This is a genomic window from Parafrankia sp. Ea1.12 (genome assembly GCF_900465275.1).
Lineage (GTDB): Bacteria > Actinomycetota > Actinomycetes > Frankiales > Frankiaceae > Parafrankia > Parafrankia soli.
The window spans coordinates 21,475-38,769 of the sequence record NZ_UBIZ01000321.1 but is presented as its reverse complement, the minus strand read 5'-3'; the positions used below and the strand labels follow the sequence as shown (position 1 = coordinate 38,769).

The window sequence follows — 17,295 nt, the reverse complement described above, 5'->3', positions numbered from 1 at the left end:
GAACGTGGCCCGCGCCGCCGGCCCGGGCCACGTTCCCCGTCCCCCGGATCTCGGCGCCACGGGTCTCGCCGGTGCGCTCACGGGCGGCGGCCGCCGCCCGTTCCTGACCTCCGTTACCGGAGCAGTCGCCAGGCACCCCGTTCGAGGCCGTAGGCTCGCGTCTATGGCGCTGCGGAAGAAGCCGGCCGGAGCCGGCGGGGAGCCGGTGCTCGCGGCCGCGGGTGGAAGCGGAACGACGGGTGGCGGGGCCGCCCGCCGGCCGGGTGGAACGGGTGCGGCCGGGTCACGCGCGGGCGCGCGCGGGGGTGCCCAGAAGGCTGGGGACCCGAAGGCGGGCGGGCCGACCGGCGGCGCCCCCAAGGGTGGATCCCCGAAGGCCGGTGGCAAGGCCCGCCGGGCCGGTAGGTCCGACCAGGCTGGCCAGAGCGGTCCGTCCGACCCGCCGGCCAAGGCCGGCCGGAACGCGCGGGCCGCTACACCGCCGCCGCCCGCTGGTGGTGGTGGTGGCGGCCAGCCTGGTGGGGCGCGCGCCAGGCTCGCGCAGATCCGCCTCGTATACAAGATCACCAAGCAGCGTGACCCGCGGGTGCTGTGGCTGAGCCTGCTCGGGCTCGCCGGCCCGATCGCGGTCGGCGTCATCCTCGGGGTCTTCGTCGGCCCGCTGTACGTGTGGCTGCCGATCGCGGTGCTGCTCGGGCTGGTCGTCGCGCTGAACGTGTTCAGCCGGCGCGTCCAGAAGACCGCGTACGCCGAGATGGAGGGCAAGCCGGGCGCCGCCGCCGGCGTCGTCGAGCGGATGCGCGGCGACTGGCGGCTCACCCCCGCCGTCGGCGTGAACCGGCATCAGGATGTGGTCCACCGCGTGGTCTGTCGGGCAGGCGTGATCCTGATCGCGGAGGGTCGCGGGCGCGGCCCGCGCGAGCTGCTCGTCGCGGAGAAGCGCCGCATCCGCAAGATCGTCGGCGAGGCGCCGCTGCTCGACTACGTCGTCGGGAACGGCGAGGGCGAGATCCCACTGCCGAAGCTGCAGAGCACGCTCATGCGGCTGCGCCGCGAGCTGCGCAAGCGCGATGTGGACGCCCTCGATCGCAGGCTGAAGGCCGTCAGCGCCCCGGCGCTGCCGATCCCCAAGGGCCCCATCCCGCGGAACATCCCCCGCGGCGGCCGGCTCCGCTGAGCCCGCACCCCGACTGACCGGGCCCCGACCGTCCGGGGCCCGGTTCGCCGGCCCCGGTGCTGCCGGGGTGCCGTCCCGCCGCCGGCACCGTCCCGCCACGGGGCGGCTGAACCGGCACGGCCGGCACCCCCCGGGCCTACCGGGCCTACCGGGCCGTCCGGTGGTGCGGCTCGGGGCTCCGCGCGGGCTCAGGTCGTCGGTGAGGTGACCGGGTCGCGCACGACCACCGTTCCGGCGGCGCGGTCGTGGGTGCCACGCAGGTCGCGGTCCCAGATGAAGATCGGGATGAACAGCGCCAGCAGCAGTGTCCGCACGACGATCCAGGGCCAGCTCTGGCGCGCCCCGTCGCGCACCCGGATGACCCGGATGCCCGCCAGCCGCATGCCGATGGTCTGCCCGACGACGGCGACCAGCAGGAGCTCCTCGAGCAGGAACGCTCCGTACACGGCCAAGCCGCGCGCATCCCCCGCGGCGCTGACGCCGACGAGGAACAGGACTCCCACCAGCAGGTTCGCTATCACCGCGTCGACGGCATAGGCGACAAGGCGGGGACCGAACCCCACCACCGAACCGGGGCCCTCCGCCGGGAGCCCGAGTCGGGCTCCGGGTGGTGTGTCCCGAGGCAGCCCGGGCCCTTCCAGCCAACCTCCGAGTGCGCGTCCCACGGCGCAAGCCTATGCGGCGATCCCGCGCCAACCGGGCGATGACGTACCGTCACGAACGCCGTTACGGTAACATCTCGGAAACAACCCGGTGATATCCCCGGTACGCCATGCGGTCACATCACGCAACCGACCGGAGCGTACCCTGTCAGTCCATGGATACCTGACAAACGCTGGAGGGTGGATGTTCACAAACGCCGACGACGTGCTCCGTTATATCCGGGACGAAGGCGTTCAGTTCATTGACGTACGATTCTGTGACCTTCCCGGGGTGATGCAGCACTTCACAATCCCCACGGAGGTTTTCTCCGAGTCGGTCTTCAGCGATGGGCTCATGTTCGACGGATCGTCGATCCGCGGATTCCAGGCGATTCATGAATCTGACATGCTGCTCCTTCCGGACCCTCGGACGGCGTTTGTCGACCCGTTCCGCGAGCACCCCACCCTCGCAATGACGTTCTTCATCCACGACCCGATCACCAAGGAGCAGTACTCGCGCGACCCGCGCAACATCGCCAAGAAGGCCGAGGCCTACCTGCGCGGCACGGGGATCGCCGACACCGCCTACTTCGGCCCCGAGGCCGAGTTCTACATCTTCGACGACGTCCGCTACGACTACAACCCCTACGGGTCGATGCACGCGGTCGACTCGGTGGAGGCCGCGTGGAACACCGCGCGGAAGGAGGAGGGCGGCAACCTCGGATACAAGCCCCGGTTCAAGGGCGGCTACTTCCCCGTGCCGCCGACGGACCACTTCACCGACCTGCGCTCGGAGATGACCCGGGTGCTCTTCGAGGTCGGCATCACCGTCGAGATGCAGCACCACGAGGTCGGCACCGCCGGCCAGGCCGAGATCGACATCAGGTACGACACGCTGCTCAAGACGGCCGACAACCTGATGCTCTACAAGTACGTGATCCGCAACGTGGCGCGCAGCCGCGGCAAGACCGTGACCTTCATGCCCAAGCCCCTCTTCGAGGACAACGGGTCCGGCATGCACACCCACCAGAGCCTGTGGAAGGACGGCGAGCCGCTCTTCTACAGCCCGAACGGGTACGGCGGCCTGTCCGACACCGCGCGCTACTACATCGGCGGACTGCTGCACCACGCGCCGGCCCTGCTCGCGTTCACCAACCCGACCACGAACTCCTACCGGCGGCTCGTGCCCGGCTACGAGGCCCCGGTGAACCTCGTCTACTCGGCGCGCAACCGCTCGGCGTGCTGCCGGATTCCGCTCGGCGGCGACTCGCCGAAGGCGAAGCGGGTCGAGTTCCGGGTGCCGGACCCGAGCTGCAACCCGTACCTGGCGTTCGCAGCGATGCTGATGGCCGGCCTGGACGGCGTGAAGAACAAGATCGACCCGCCGGACCCGATCGACAAGGACCTCTACGAGCTCCCGCCGGACGAGCTCGCCGCCGTTCCGCAGGTGCCCGGCTCACTCGAGAAGGTCCTCGACGCCCTCGAGGCCGACAACGAGTTCCTCCGTGAAGGAAACGTCTTCACCCCCGACCTCATCGAGACCTGGATCGACTACAAGCGGATGAACGAGGTCGACGCCATCCGGCTACGCCCGCACCCGTACGAGTTCAGCCTCTACTACGACATCTAGACCGCGATATCCCTCCCGGTCCGGAGCGGCGCCACCAACGGGGCGGGCGGACTCCCGCCACACCTGGCGAGAGCGGCGCCGGGGGCTTCTCGTATGACCTACGGCCCACCCCCGGCGCCACCCACCCGACAGCCGCTGCGACCTGCGGCTGGCCCTTCCCCGAACACCGCCGGCGACGGTGGGCGGATATCAGCTGATGACGGACGGCCCGTGTCCACGAACCCGTGGGCACGGGCCGTCCGTCGTTACGGCAGCTTTTCCGGGGTGGTTCCCGCGAACCGGCGGGTATTCGCTTCCGCGCCGCGACTATGGCCGTGCAGCAACACCCCGGTGACCGAGAATTAACACCCCGGGAACTGATTGGAAACGAGGCCCGACGAAGCTCCGGACGAACCCTGCGTCAGTCGCGGCCGGGGTCGGCCCTCCCCCGGCCGATCACACAGTCGCTCCGTCACGTGCCACGTCAACCACGGGGAGTACGAGTGAGCTCCAAGTCGAAGAGCTATCAGGCCGAGTACATCTGGATCGACGGCACCGAGCCTGAGCCGTTGATGCGGAGCAAGACCCGCATCGTCAAGGGCGGCAAGGAGCCGGAGATCTGGGGCTTCGACGGCTCGAGCACGAACCAGGCCCCGGGTTCGAACTCCGACTGCGTCCTGCAGCCTGTCTTCACCTGCCCGGACCCGCTGCGCGGCGGCGACAACGTGCTCGTGCTGTGTGAGGTCCAGCTGACCGACTTCACCCCGCACCCGACGAACACCCGCGCCGCCGCCCGGGCGGTGGCCGAGAAGTACGCCGACATGTCACCGATGTTCGGCATCGAGCAGGAGTACACGTTCTTCCAGAACGGGCGTCCCCTCGGCTGGCCGGCGGCCGGGTACCCCGAGGCACAGGGCCCGTACTACTGCGGCGTCGGCGGCGAGAAGATGCCCGGCCGGGACATCGTCGAGAAGCACACCCAGGCGTGCCTGGACGCCGGCCTCGCGATCGAGGGCACCAACGCCGAGGTCATGATGGGCCAGTGGGAGTTCCAGATCGGCGTGCTGCCGACCCCCGCGATCGGCGACCACATCTGGGTCGGCCGCTGGCTGCTGCACCGGATCGCCGAGGACTTCGGCGCGTCGGTGTCGTTCGCCGCCAAGCCGATGGCCGGTGACTGGAACGGCGCCGGAGCGCACACCAACTTCTCCACCAAGCAGACCATGGAGAGCTGGGACGCCATCGTCGCCGTCTGCGAGGCGCTGGGCACCCGGGTGATGGAGCACGTCACCCACTACGGTGACGGCATCGAGCTGCGGCTGACCGGCAAGCACGAGACCGCCCCCTGGAACAAGTTCTCCTGGGGCGCCTCGGACCGCGGTGCGTCGATCCGGATCCCGTGGGCCGTCGAGAAGGCCAAGAAGGGCTGGATCGAGGACCGCCGGCCGAACGCCAACATGGACCCGTACGTGGTCTCCTCGCTGATCGTCGACACCTGCTGCAGCGCGCTGGCCGGCGACAAGCCGACCCTGTTCGTGCCGTCGCAGACCGCCGACGCGACCGCCAAGGTCTGACCGCCAGGCCGCGTGCGGCCTGGCGTCACACGACAGGTCCGTGGCCTCCGGCGACCCGCCGGGGGCTACGGACCTGATTGCCGAGATCAGCGCAGCCCGCTGACCGCGCCCACATCGCCCGCCGGCTGAAACGGAGCGATACGGACGACCGCCTCGTTGAAATCGAGGGTGGCACCGCAACCGGTGGGCACCGCGGGGGTGTCGACGATGAGTTCGATGGTTCTGCTTGGCACAAAGGACTTCCACTTGATCAGATCCCGGCTTCGGGCCGCGTCCAGATCAAGATCGTCCTCTGTCACGAGGCCAGCGGCGCCCGCGAAGACTGCGTAGTGGACCTGTAGGCCGCCGCAGCGCCCCTGGTCCCCGGTCAGCTCTGGTAGAGCGCTGAACGCATGGGCGACAGCCCCGTCAGAGACAGTGAAGATCGTCTCGGCGCGGATGCGCCCAGGAGTCAGGTCGTAGGCCAAGTCGTACGAGACGCCTTCGAACAGCCCCACAACGGCCGAGGCTCGAAGGCGATCCACACGGTCTCCCGTTCGGGCCATCGCCTGCAGGTGCTCCTGCGGAGTACGCGGACCGACCGTCTCGAAGGCGATCATTCTCGCCATAGCGATGATCAGGACGGCGGCCCGCAGGCCCGCTCTGGCTCGCCAGCCGAGACGCGGTGGGCGGGCAGGCCCCGGTCCGGGCACGGCCGTCGACGGCTGCATAACCCCGCGACCTGTCGGCGGTGGCGCTGACGATTGCCGCGCGGCCGAGACCACGTTGGCCGCGGCCGTTCGCCGGGCCAGTTCCCGGGTGAGCATTTCAACCTGATGGCGCAGGACTTCTTTCTGTCCGTACGCCTCTCGGGCGCGACTCTCAGCGGTTTCGGCCCGGCGGGTGGCCTCGACCTGGCGGGTGAGAGCCGTGACGATCTCGCCCCGCTGACGCTCGACGACGGCTTCCAGCTCGATGAGGCGATGACGTAGTCCGTCTGCGATCGCCTCCGCAGCCGCCTCAAGGGCCTGTGCCGGCGCCCCGGCAGTGTCCTCGGGTAACCGGGTGGGTGCGTCTGCCCTCGGCGCTGGCAGCAACCCGCTTACGGCCCCCGGCCGGCGGCGAGCCGGGTCCGGTCGGAGATCCGCCTCGGTACTGCCCGCATCCCCGGTGCCCGCCAGGTCGTAATGCCCCTGTCGCAGCTGGTCGACCGCGCGCCGTACGGCGGCGAGCTGACGGGCGAACCCACCGGCCGCCAGCACCTCCTCGACAAGTTTTTCCTCGTCCGGTCTCAGCGGCCATCTTCGTCTCGCCCGTGAACCTACAGACCAGTGGACGTATTCGACACGCGCAATCCACAGGACCTTCTCTCGGACCGGTTCCGGCTGAAGGAGAAGATAACGCTCGGCATCTTCCCAGCGAAGCGGAACCTCTCCTCTGAATTGCCTGTTCGCCCGGGTCCTGCCGGCCGGCGTCTGGTCCAGCGAACATTTGTACAGCGGCGTCCCAAAACATTTTTTGAGCAGGTGGAAGAAATCCAGAAGCTCCCTGTGGTCCGGCTCGACGCCCACGGCGACCCGCGGAACACGACCGCCCTTGGAGGCCCTGCCGTCACGCACGTTCCGACTCCTTGACCATCTCGTTGCAACAGGTCAGAAGCACTGCAGGGCAGCCGGTCTCCGGGTTCCTCCGCATCGCTGACACCGCGGTAACAACCCCTTGCAACATCGTCGCAACTCCCGTCTCAATTCGAGTTTCGTCGCCACAGAAACGCATCTTCACGTCCGCTAGTTGTTTCTATTGCCAGGAGCGTTCCCGGACAGTCTTATGGATGCCGGCATACCGACGGTACGCGGGTACCTAAGAGAGGGAACAGCATGCCCCATCCCAACCGTGACTACACGCAGCTGAGCGCGCCGCTCGCTCCAATGGCACTCACGGCGCTCGCCACGCATTTCCTCGGAGTCAGCCCCGAGACGGCGGCGATCGCCAGCTACGCCCTTTGTCTGTGCGTGTCCGCTTCCTGCGTCCCTGGTCGCCCGACCAGTTCCTCAAGACGTCCCCGCCGCCGGAACGCGCCGCGGGCCCGCGGCGGCCGCCACCGGCTCCGTCGCCGTCGCCGTCGCCGCCCCCGCGGAGCCAGTCAGCCGTGAGCGATGTGCTGCTCGCGGGCGAAGACGTCCTCCACCACCGAGCGGGCGCGGGCAGCGGCGCGGCGGTAGTCACCGGGCAGTTCGCCCACCGCCTCCGCCGGGTAGCCCAGCGCGCGGGCGACCCGCTCGAGACCGGGCGGGCCAGCCGGGAGCAGGTCCCCGGCCTGGCCGGAGGTGAGCATGATCCCGTTGCGGACCCGGGACGCGAGCGTCCAGGCGGCGTCCAGGGCGGCGAGCTCGCCCGCGGTGACCAGGCCCGCGCGGGCCGCGGCGCGCAGGGCGTCCCGGGTGGCGGTGGTACGCAGGTCCGGCAGCCGCCAGGCGTGGCCGAGCTGGAGGATCTGCACCGTCCACTCGACGTCGGTCAGCCCGCCCGGGCCGAACTTCACGTGCAGGGCGCGGTCGGCGCCGCGGGGGATGCGTTCCCGTTCCATCCGCCCGCGCAGCCGCACGGTCTCGGCGATCGTGCCGGCGGGCAGCCCGCGCGGATGGCGGACCCGGTCGACGAGCCGGCAGAAGCGGCCCGCGAGCTCCGCGTCGCCGGCCAGCGGCTGGGCGCGCAGCAGGGCCTGAGCCTCCCACGCCAGCGACCACCGGTCGTAGTACGACGCGTAGCCCTCCAGCGTGCGGGACAGCGGCCCGCTGCGTCCCTCCGGGCGCAGCGCGGCGTCGAGCGTGAGCCGCGGGTCCGGCCCTGGCAGCGCGAGCAGGCGGTGCAGCTCACCGATGATCTCGGCGGCGAGCCGGGCCGCGCGCGCCTCGCCGACCCCGGGCTCCGCCTCGTGGACGAAGAGCACGTCGGCGTCGCTGCCGTAGGACAGCTCCCCACCGCCGAGCCGGCCCATCGCGACGACGGCCAGCCGGACGGGCAGCCCGTCCGAGCCACCGCTGACGCCGGCGACCTGGCGGCGCGCGGTCAGCAGGGCGGCCTCGATCGTGGCCGCGGCGGCGTCCGAGAGGGCCCGGCCGACCGCGCCGACGTCGAGCAGGCCCAGCAGGTCCGCGCAGGCCACCCGGACCAGTTCCACCCGGCGCACCGCCCGGGCCCGACCGACCGCGTCCTCGGCGTCGGGGTTGCGGTGCGCGACCGCGAGCAGAGTGCGTACCAGCGCCTCCCGCGGCACCGGGCGCAGCTCCTCCTCGGTGCGCAGCAGCCGCACCGACTCCGGCGCCCGGGCCATCAGGTCTGCGACGTAGCGGCTGGTGGCCAGCACCCGGGCGAGTCGGTCGGCGGCGCCGGCGGAGTCCCGCAGCAGCCGCAGGTACCAGGGGGTGCGCCCGAGCGCCTCGCTGACCTGCCGGTACGCCAGCAGCCCGGCGTCGGGCTCAGGGGCGTCGGCGAACGCGGGCAGCATCGCCGGCAGCAGGTGCCGCTGGATGGCCGCCGTGCGGCTCACGCCGTTCGTCAGCGCCTCGATGTGACGCAGGGAGCGGGCCGGGTTGGCGAAGCCGAGCGCGGCCAGCCGGTCGGCGGCCTCCTGCGGGGTCAGCCGCATCTCCTCCGCGGACAGCCGGGCCACGGCCTCCAGCAGCGGCTGGTAGAAGAGCTTCTCGTGCAGGGAACGGACGAAGCGGGCCACCCGGCGGTGCTCCGCCTCCAGCTCGGTGGCGCCCGGCAGGCCCATGCACCGGGCCAGCCAGCGCAGCTCCCCGGGATCGCGCGGCAGCGTGTGCAGCCGGCGCAGCCGCTGTAGTTGCAGCCGGTGCTCGGCCGCGCGCAGGAACCGGTAGGCGTCGGCGAGCCCGGCGGCGTCGCGGCGGCCGACGTACCCGCCGCGCGCCAGCCCGTCGAGGGCGTCCAGGGTGGACGCGACCTGGAGCTTGGCGTCCGCCCGGCCGTGCACCAGTTGCAGCAGCTGCACCGCGAACTCGACGTCGCGCAGCCCGCCGGGGCCGAGCTTGAGGTTGCGGTCGGCCTCGGAGCGTGACAGCGAACGCTCCACCCGCCGCCGCATGGCCCGGATGTCGGCGACGAACCCGGGGCGGGAGGCCGCCGTCCACACCATCGGGGCGACCATCGCGGCGAACCGCCGGCCGAGCTCGGTGTCACCGGCGATCGGGCGGGCCTTGAGCAGGGCCTGGAACTCCCAGGTCCGGGCCCAGCGCCGGTAGTAGGCCCGATGGCTGTCGAGGGTGCGCACCAGCGCGCCGTGCCGCCCCTCCGGGCGGAGGTTGACGTCCACCTGGAACAGCTCGCCGGCCGCGGTCGGCGTGCCGCAGACCCGGACGACCCCCTCGGCGAGCCGCGTCGCGGTGCGCAGCACCGCCTCCAGACCCGGCGCCGCCTCCGGCATCCGCGCCTGCACAGTCTCAGTCCCAGCCGCCGTCTCAGTCCCAGCCGCCGCCTTCGGCGTCAGTACCGGCTCGGCCACGAACAGGACGTCGACGTCGCTGACGTAGTTCAACTCGCACCCGCCGCACTTGCCCATCCCGATCACGGCGAGGCGGACGGGGACGTCGCCAGGCCCGAGCCCGGCGCGGGCCACGGCGAGGGCGGCGTCGAGGGCGGCCCCGGCGAGGGCGGCGAGCTCGGCGGTGGCGTCGTCGAGGGTCACCGCCCCGGTGAGGTCCCGCGCGGCCAGGACGAGCAGGGCGCGCCGGTAGGCCAGGCGCAGCGCGTCCAGCACGTCCGGGCCGGCGCCGCGGGCGCGGGGCTCGACGGCGCCCGGGTCCGCGCCGACGGCCCGCAGCAGCCTGCCGCGGGCCGCCACCGGATCGACCGGGCCGGTCATCGCCTCGTCGGAGTCCAGGATCGCCCAGTCCCCGGGGTGCGCGACGAGATGATCACCCAGTGCGGAGCTCGCGCCCAGCACCGCGACCAGCCGGCGGCGCAGGCCCGCCCGGCTGGCGAGCGCGGTCAGCAGCCGCGCGCCCGCCAGCGTGTCCTGGGCGTCCGGCGTGTCCTGGGCGTTCAATGCGTCCAGCAGCCGGTCGAGGCAACGCAGCGCCCGGTCGGGATCGGCGGCGGCAGCGAGCTCGCCGACGACGGCGCTCACCGCGAACCCGCCCGCGCCGTCATCCACCGGCAGCAGCCCGATCCGCCGCATGGTCGCGGCGACCCGCTCGACGTCGGAGAAGCCGAGCCGGGCAAGCTGCGCGGCGGCCGTGTGGCGCCGCCGGTCAGCGGCCGGGACGGTCATCTGACGGGAACGGTCAGCCGGCCGGGCGCGGTCACCCGGTGGGGTACGGACGTCTGGTGGGGCATGGGCGCGTCTTCCGGAGGAGCGGCGGCCCGCGGCCGCCGGCTCCTCACAGGGTCGGGAGGTACCGGTCGATCTCGAACGGCGTGACCTGCCTGCGGTACTCGATCCACTCCGAGCGCTTGTTGCGCAGGAAGAAGTCGAACAGCTCGTCACCGAGGGTCTCCCGGACGAGCGAGGACGTCTCCATGGTCGCGATCGCCTCGGCGAGGGACCCGGGCAGCGCGGTGATGCCGCGCTCCCGGCGCTGCGCGTCCGTCAGCGTCCACACGTCGTCGGCCGCCGGTGCCGGGAGGTCGTACCCGCCCTGTACCCCGCGCAGGCCGGCGGCGAGCATCAGCGCGAAGGTCAGGTACGGGTTGCAGGCGCTGTCCGGTGACCGGAACTCGACCCGGGCCGCGTTGGACTTGTTGAGCTTGTACAGCGGCACCCGGATGAGCGCCGAGCGGTTGTTGTGGCCCCAGCAGACGTAGGCGGGCGCCTCCATCAGCTCACCGGCACGCTGGTCGCCGACCAGCCGCTTGTAGGAGTTCACCCACTGGTTGGTGACCGCGGTGATCTCGGCCGCGTGCACCAGCAGCCCGGCGATGAACGCCTTGGCCACCTTGGAGAGCTGGTACTCGTCGGTCGGGTCGTGGAAGGCGTTGCGGTCGCCCTCGAACAGGCTCATGTGGGTGTGCATGCCGGACCCGGCCTGGTCGCTGAACGGCTTGGGCATGAACGTCGCGTAGATGCCCTGGCGCAGCGCCACCTCCTTCATCACCTGCCGGAAGGTCATGATGTTGTCGGCGATGGTGAGCGCGTCGGCGTAGCGCAGGTCGATCTCCTGCTGGCCCGGCGCGACCTCGTGGTGGCTGAACTCCACCGAGATCCCGAGCCGCTCCAGCACGCCGATGGCCTGCTGGCGGAAGTCGTGGCTGATGTCGTTCGGGGTCAGGTCGAAGTAGCCCGACTCGTCCACCGGCGGCGGCATCGGGCCACCGCGCGTCGGCGGGTGCTTGAGCAGGAAGAACTCGATCTCGGGGTGGGTGTAGAAGGTGAACCCGGCGTCGGCCGCCCTCGCCAGCGTGCGGCGCAGCACCCAGCGGGAGTCCGCGACCGCGGGCGTCCCGTCCGGCATGACCAGGTCACAGAACATGCGGGCGGTCATCGGGTGCTCGCCGCGCCACGGCAGCACCTGGAAGGTCGACGGGTCGGGCCGGGCGAGCATGTCCGCCTCGTGCACCCGCGCGAAGCCCTCGATCGCGGAGCCGTCGAAGCCGATGCCCTCGGCGAGCGCGCCCTCCAGCTCGGCCGGCGCGATCTCGACCGACTTCAGCACCCCCAGGACGTCGGTGAACCAGAGCCGGACGAACCGGATGTCGCGTTCCTCGAGGGTGCGAAGAACGAATTCCTGTTGTTTGTCCATGAGCCCTCCGCGCTGAGGTGTGGACTCGTCGGCACGGCTCCCCGAGTCAACTTCCGGTGATCTTCCCCCGGATGCGCCGCCGCCCGATACTCCGAGCCGGGGCGCGGCGCCCCCGGGTACTTTGACCCGAGAGTAGCGACTGATCCGACCCGACGCGCCTGACGTTACAGCGAAGTTGCGCCGCCGCAACCGCTCGTACCCACCCCCGCCGCGACACCGCCGGGCCGGGGCATCGCGGCCTACGCTGCCTGTATGGCCCAGTTGCGGATCGCCCTCGCCCAGGTGGACACCACCGTCGGAGACCTGGACGGCAACGCGGAGCTGGTCAGCTCCTGGACCAAGCAGGCACTCGCCCGCAGCGCGCACCTGGTCGTGTTCGGCGAGATGACGCTGACCGGCTACCCGGCCGAGGATCTCGTCCTGCGCCGCTCCTTCGTGGCCGCCTCCGCCGCCGCCCTCGAGCGCCTGGCGGTCCGGCTCGCAGAGGAGGGCGCCGGCGAGATCGCCGTCGTCGTCGGCTACCTCGACGCCTCCCCGACCCCGGCGCCGGCGGTCGGACGTCCGGCCGGGGAGCCGCAGAACTGCGTCGCCGTGCTGTGGCAGGGCAGGGTCGCGGCCCGCTCGGCCAAGCACCACCTGCCCAACTACGGGGTGTTCGACGAGTTCCGCTACTTCGTGCCGGGCACCACGTTCCCGGTGTTCCGGCTGCACGGCGTCGACGTCGGCCTGACCGTCTGCGAGGACCTCTGGCAGGAGGGCGGCCCGGTCGCGGTGGCCCGCGAGGTCGGGGTCGGGCTGCTGCTGTGTATCAACGGGTCACCGTACGAGCAGGGCAAGTCCTACCACCGGGACGAGCTGTGCGCGCGCCGCGCCCGCGAGGCCGGCGCGACGCTGGCGTACGTCAACCTGGTCGGCGGCCAGGACGAGCTGGTCTTCGACGGCGACTCGCTGGTCGTCGACGCCGGCGGCGAGGTCCTCGCCCGGGCGCCGGTCTTCGCCGAGACCCTGCTCACCGTCGATCTCGATCTGCCCGAAGGCGCCGGCACCGGCGTGGGCCCGGAGACGGGCCCGGACGGGCCGGTGGACGCCGGCGACGGCACCACGATGGCCGTCAGCCGCGTCGTGCTCGCCGCCGATCCGCTGCCGGCCTGGGAGCCGCGCCCGGCGACGGTCGCCGACCGGCCCGACCCCGCCGGCGAGCTGTACGCCGCCGTCGTCACCGGGACCCGCGACTACGTCCGCAAGAACGGCTTCCGCTCGGTGGCGCTCGGGCTCTCCGGCGGCATCGACTCGGCCCTGGTGGCCACGATCGCGGTGGACGCCCTGGGCCCGGACGCCGTGCACACCGTGGCCATGCCGTCGGCGCACTCGTCCCAGGGCTCGCTGGACGACGCCGCCGAGCTCGCCCGCCGGCAGCGGACCCGGCACAGCGTCGTCCCCATCGAGCCGACCGTGGCCGCCTTCCACGCCGCGCTCGCGGCCGCGGGCGGCCTGCACGGGCTGGCCGCGGAGAACCTGCAGGCGCGGGTCCGTGGGACGCTGCTGATGGCGCTGTCGAACGAGCACGGCCACCTGGTTCTGACGACGGGGAACAAGAGCGAGCTGGCCACCGGCTTCTCCACCCTCTACGGCGACAGCGCCGGCGGGTTCGCCCCGATCAAGGACGTCTCGAAGACCAACGTGTGGGCGCTGGCCCGCTGGCGCAACGCGCGGGCGGTCGCCCGCGGCGAGGTCCCGCCCATCCCGGAGGAGATCATCGTCAAGCCGCCGTCGGCGGAGCTCGCCCCCGGCCAGCTCGACTCCGACCGCCTCCCGGACTATTCGGTCCTCGACGCCGTGCTCGACGACTACGTCAGCCACGACCTCGGCCGGGCCGAGCTGACGGCGGCGGGCCACGCCCCGGCGACGGTCGACCGGGTGATCCGCCTGGTCGACCTCGCCGAGTACAAGCGCCGGCAGAACCCGCCCGGGCCGAAGGTGACGTCCAAGGCGTTCGGCCGCGACCGCCGGCTGCCGATCACCTCTCGCTGGCGCGAGCGCGACCACTCTGCGGGCTGACCGCCGGGCGGCCCCGCCCGCGGACGGCCTGACCACGAGCGGGGTGGGCCGTGCTCAGACCTGGATACGACGCTCGACGGCGTCGAGGATCTCCGCGACGGCCTCGTCCACCGGCACGCCGTTGCGCTGCGTGCCGTCCCGGAAGCGGAAGGACACCGCGCCCTTGGCGACGTCCTCGTCGCCGGCGAGCAGCATGAAGGGCACCTTCTGCTTCTGGGCGGTGCGGATCTTCTTCTGCATCCGGTCGTCGGAGGAGTCGACCTCGACGCGGATGCCCCGCTGCCGCAGCTTCGCCGCCACGTCGGTCAGATACGGCACGTGCTCGTCGGTGATCGGGATGCCCACCACCTGCACGGGAGCCAGCCACGGCGGCAGCGCGCCGGCGTAGTGCTCCAGCAGGATCGCGAAGAACCGCTCGATCGTCCCGAACAGCGCCCGGTGGATCATGAACGGGCGCTGGCGGGTGCCGTCCGCCGCCTGGTAGGTCATGTCGAAGCGCTGCGGGAGCTGGAAGTCGACCTGGATGGTGGACAGCTGCCAGGTGCGCCCGATCGCGTCCCGGGCCTGCACGGAGATCTTCGGCCCGTAGAACGCGCCGCCGCCCTCGTCCATGACGAGCTCGAGGTCCTGCTTGGAGGCGGCCTCACGCAGCAGCTCGGTCGCCTCCTCCCACTCCTCGTCGCTGCCGATCGCCTTGCCCGGCGGACGGGTCGACAGCTCGAGGTAGAAGTCCTCCAGGCCGTAGTCGCGCAGCAGGCCGAGCACGAACTTCAGGACGGTGTCGAGCTCGGTGGGCAGCTGCTCGCGGGCGCAGAACAGGTGCGCGTCGTCCTGGGTGAGGCCGCGGACCCGGGTCAGGCCGTGCACGACCCCGGACTTCTCGTACCGGTAGACGGTGCCGAACTCGAACAGCCGCAGCGGCAGCTCCCGGTACGACCGGCCGCGCGACCGGAAGATCAGGATGTGCATCGGGCAGTTCATCGGCTTGAGGTAGTAGTCCGCCCCACCGTCGAGCTGCATGGGCGGGTACATGCCGTCGGCGAACCAGTCGAGGTGCCCGGAGATCTCGTAGAGATCCGACTTGGTGATGTGCGGGGTGTTGACGAACTCGTACCCGGCCTCGATGTGCCGGCGCCGCGAGTAGTCCTCCATCACGGTGCGGATCGCGCCGCCCTTGGGGTGGAACACGGCCAGGCCGGGCCCGATCTCGGTCGGGAACGAGAACAGGTCGAGCTCGGCGCCCAGCCGGCGGTGGTCGCGCTTCTCCGCCTCGGCCAGCCGGTGCTGGTAGGCCTTGAGCGCGTCGCGGGACTCCCAGGCAGTGCCGTAGATGCGCTGCAGCTGCGGGTTGCGCTCGCTGCCCCGCCAGTACGCCGCCGCCGAGCGCTGGACCGCGAACGCGGGGATGTGCCGGGTGGTGGGCACGTGCGGCCCGCGGCACAGGTCCTTCCAGCACAGCTCGCCGGACTTCGGGTCGAGGTTGTCGTAGATGGTGAGCTCGCCCTCGCCCACCTCGACCCCGGCCTCGGCGTCGTCGCCCGCGCTGGACTTCAGCCCGATCAGCTCGATCTTGTACGGCTCGTCGGCGAGCTCGGCGCGCGCCTCGTCCTCGGAGACGACCCGCCGGGCGAAGCGCTGACCGGCCTTGATGATCTCCTGGGCGCGCTTCTCGACGGCCTTGAGATCCTCCGGGGTGAACGGGCGCTCGACGTCGAAGTCGTAGTAGAAGCCGTCCTGGATCGGCGGGCCGATGCCGAGCCGGGCCTTGGGGAACAGGTTCTGCACCGCCTGTGCCACCACGTGGGCGCAGGAGTGGCGGACGATGGCCCGCCCGTCCGGCGAGTCGACGGTGATCGGCTCGACGACGTCACCGGCGGCGAGCGGATGGGAGAGGTCACGCTGGAGACCACCCACGCGGGCCGCGATCACCGACCGCTCCCCGTCGAAGAGCTCGGCGGCCGTAGTCCCCGTCCGCACCACCCGCTCCTCGGCCTGCTGACCTCGCTGGACGGTTACGCGGACGTCGGACACCGGTTTCTCCTGCTGCGTTGGACGAACGACCGGGGCGTGCCTGTGACCGCCCCTGATCACGGATCGGCTGGTTCTCGGGGATCTGCGAATCTCGGGTTCTCTGGTTGTCGGGCCGGCTGGGCCGCGTGCCGGCCTCGAACCGCCGGTACCGGGCGCGTGGCCGCGATGCGGGCCAGGTCGTGCGGTTGCCAGGTCGTGCGGTTGCCAGGTCGTGCGGTTGCCAGGTCGTGCGGTTGCCAGGTCGTGCGGTTGCCAGGTCGTCCCGACCGCCGATGCTACTCGCGCGCTCCGGGCACCCCAACGGAATTACACGCACAGTGACACATCGGCCCTCGCCGGGCAGGCGGGCCGGCGACCACCCGGTGGGCGGACGGCTGCCGCCGGTGGGCGGGGACCGGTCAGCAGAGGCGGATACCACCCAGGGCGGTGTCCACGATCTGGCCGATCCGGGTGCCGCTGACCTCGTGGCTCCCGCTGGTGTACTGGCGGTAGGAGACCGGGCCGACGAGCATGTCCGTCACCAGGTCGATGTCCAGGTCGGCCAGGAGCTCACCGTCGGCCACCCCGCGCCGCAGGACGCTTGCCACCCGCTCCCGCGACGGGACGATCACCTGCTGGCGGTAGGTCTCGAACAACTCCGGGTGGGTCTCCTTCTCCGCCAGCAGGCGCGGCATGATCCGCCCCGACAGCGTCTGGATGCTGTGCCGGCGCACCGAGTTGAGCGCGGCGACGAGGTCGTCGCGCAGCGAGCCGGTGTCGTGCGGCTCGTAGGGCTCCGCCAGCGTCGCCAGCGCGTCGGCGACCAGGGCACCCTTCGTCGGCCAGCGCCGGTAGACGGTGCCCTTGCCCACCCCGGCCGCGGCCGCGACCGCCTCCATCGACAGCCCACCGAACCCGCTGGTGGCCAGCTCGGTCAGCGTCGCCTGGATGATCGCGGTGTCGCAGCGGGTGTCCCGCGGACGCCCCGGCGGGCGCACCACCCCTGAGGGCGCGGGCGCCGGCCGGCCCCCGGGCGCCGCCCCGCGCACGTGTGTGACGGCCATCAGACCGCCCGGCCCGACGGTGGTGGCGGCCCAGGCCGGTCGCCGTACTGGTCCATCCGCATGCCCTACGCCACCCGCGCCTTCGTCACGCCACCCACGGACCGTGGACCGTGGACCGTCCCAGTCGGGTCTGCCCGCCCGGTGCCCCTGGGCACCCAGCGGCCCGGGGCACCCGTGGCCCCGGGCATGGCGACCCGGGCACCCGGTGACTCCGGGCACACTGTGCCGGCACGTTTCCCCGCCCGCGGCTCACAAGATCGGACAGTACGTCCGCGCGATGCCACACGCATCCGTTTGCGATTGCAGCGCGCCTGTGCATGATGCGCCACCGCAGGTCAACACACCAGCTCCGACACTCCACACAAACAATGGAGACCATCCGGACACGCTCGGCATGCGCCGCCGCCGGGCCCAGGGAGGGC

General features: G+C 71.9%; 10 protein-coding genes. 4 read left to right on the top strand and 6 right to left on the bottom strand.

Annotated elements, in window-relative coordinates:
- The first annotated feature begins 163 nt into the window (after positions 1 to 163).
- Complete coding sequence (locus FMEAI12_RS17225) at positions 164 to 1,177, top strand: DUF4191 domain-containing protein (RefSeq protein ID WP_112106830.1); 1,014 nt, start codon at positions 164 to 166, stop codon at positions 1,175 to 1,177.
- 188 nt (positions 1,178 to 1,365) lie between these two features.
- Here FMEAI12_RS17225 and FMEAI12_RS17220 read toward each other — a convergent pair whose 3' ends face one another.
- Positions 1,366 to 1,740: an RDD family protein gene (locus FMEAI12_RS17220; RefSeq protein ID WP_071065401.1), complete on the bottom strand. Its 375-nt coding sequence runs from the start codon at positions 1,738 to 1,740 to the stop codon at positions 1,366 to 1,368.
- A 283-nt stretch (positions 1,741 to 2,023) separates the two neighbouring features.
- Between FMEAI12_RS17220 and glnA the strand changes: the two genes are divergently transcribed.
- Together glnA and glnII are read left to right on the top strand one after the other, a co-directional pair.
- Positions 2,024 to 3,448 (top strand): type I glutamate--ammonia ligase, encoded by a 1,425-nt coding sequence (glnA, locus tag FMEAI12_RS17215; RefSeq protein ID WP_112106829.1) that lies wholly within the window; start codon positions 2,024 to 2,026, stop codon positions 3,446 to 3,448.
- Positions 3,449 to 3,930: 482 nt separating this feature from the next.
- Positions 3,931 to 5,001, top strand: a complete 1,071-nt coding sequence (glnII, locus tag FMEAI12_RS17210; RefSeq protein ID WP_071065378.1) for a glutamine synthetase GlnII — start codon at positions 3,931 to 3,933, stop codon at positions 4,999 to 5,001.
- Positions 5,002 to 5,087: 86 nt separating this feature from the next.
- On the opposite strand, the gene FMEAI12_RS36245 is transcribed toward glnII, so the two are convergent.
- The 3 genes from FMEAI12_RS36245 to FMEAI12_RS17190 all read right to left on the bottom strand — a co-directional run bounded on the left by FMEAI12_RS36245 (position 5,088) and on the right by FMEAI12_RS17190 (position 11,741).
- Positions 5,088 to 6,599, bottom strand: a complete 1,512-nt coding sequence (locus FMEAI12_RS36245; RefSeq protein WP_146776719.1) for a hypothetical protein — start codon at positions 6,597 to 6,599, stop codon at positions 5,088 to 5,090.
- 524 nt (positions 6,600 to 7,123) lie between these two features.
- Complete coding sequence (locus FMEAI12_RS17195) at positions 7,124 to 10,273, bottom strand: bifunctional [glutamine synthetase] adenylyltransferase/[glutamine synthetase]-adenylyl-L-tyrosine phosphorylase (protein WP_112106826.1); 3,150 nt, start codon at positions 10,271 to 10,273, stop codon at positions 7,124 to 7,126.
- A gap of 109 nt (positions 10,274 to 10,382) precedes the next feature.
- Positions 10,383 to 11,741, bottom strand: coding sequence for a glutamine synthetase family protein (locus FMEAI12_RS17190; protein WP_071065381.1), 1,359 nt, complete (start codon positions 11,739 to 11,741; stop codon positions 10,383 to 10,385).
- A gap of 252 nt (positions 11,742 to 11,993) precedes the next feature.
- Here FMEAI12_RS17190 and FMEAI12_RS17185 point away from each other — a divergent pair, with 252 nt between their 5' ends.
- The gene (locus FMEAI12_RS17185; protein WP_112106825.1) at positions 11,994 to 13,799 is read left to right on the top strand and encodes an NAD+ synthase; all 1,806 of its coding nucleotides are present in this window, start codon (positions 11,994 to 11,996) and stop codon (positions 13,797 to 13,799) included.
- 54 nt (positions 13,800 to 13,853) lie between these two features.
- Here the strand turns inward: FMEAI12_RS17185 and thrS are convergent, their stop codons facing one another.
- Together thrS and FMEAI12_RS17175 are read right to left on the bottom strand one after the other, a co-directional pair.
- Positions 13,854 to 15,830, bottom strand: a complete 1,977-nt coding sequence (gene thrS / locus FMEAI12_RS17180) for a threonine--tRNA ligase (RefSeq protein ID WP_112106824.1) — start codon at positions 15,828 to 15,830, stop codon at positions 13,854 to 13,856.
- Between the two features lie 398 nt (positions 15,831 to 16,228).
- Entirely contained in the window at positions 16,229 to 16,873 is a 645-nt protein-coding gene (locus FMEAI12_RS17175; RefSeq protein WP_235014099.1) for a TetR-like C-terminal domain-containing protein, read from the bottom strand.
- Between the last annotated feature and the right edge of the window lie 422 nt (positions 16,874 to 17,295).

Excerpts from the sequence above, each read along its gene's own strand:
- FMEAI12_RS17225 (WP_112106830.1), top strand. The coding sequence starts at position 164 with ATGGCGCTGCGGAAGAAGCCGGCCGGAGCCGGCGGGGAGCCGGTGCTC.
- glnA (WP_112106829.1), top strand. The coding sequence starts at position 2,024 with ATGTTCACAAACGCCGACGACGTGCTCCGTTATATCCGGGACGAAGGC.
- FMEAI12_RS17195 (WP_112106826.1), bottom strand. The coding sequence starts at position 10,273 with ATGACCGTCCCGGCCGCTGACCGGCGGCGCCACACGGCCGCCGCGCAG.
- FMEAI12_RS17190 (WP_071065381.1), bottom strand. The coding sequence starts at position 11,741 with ATGGACAAACAACAGGAATTCGTTCTTCGCACCCTCGAGGAACGCGAC.
- FMEAI12_RS17185 (WP_112106825.1), top strand. The coding sequence starts at position 11,994 with ATGGCCCAGTTGCGGATCGCCCTCGCCCAGGTGGACACCACCGTCGGA.
- FMEAI12_RS17175 (WP_235014099.1), bottom strand. The coding sequence starts at position 16,873 with ATGGCCGTCACACACGTGCGCGGGGCGGCGCCCGGGGGCCGGCCGGCG.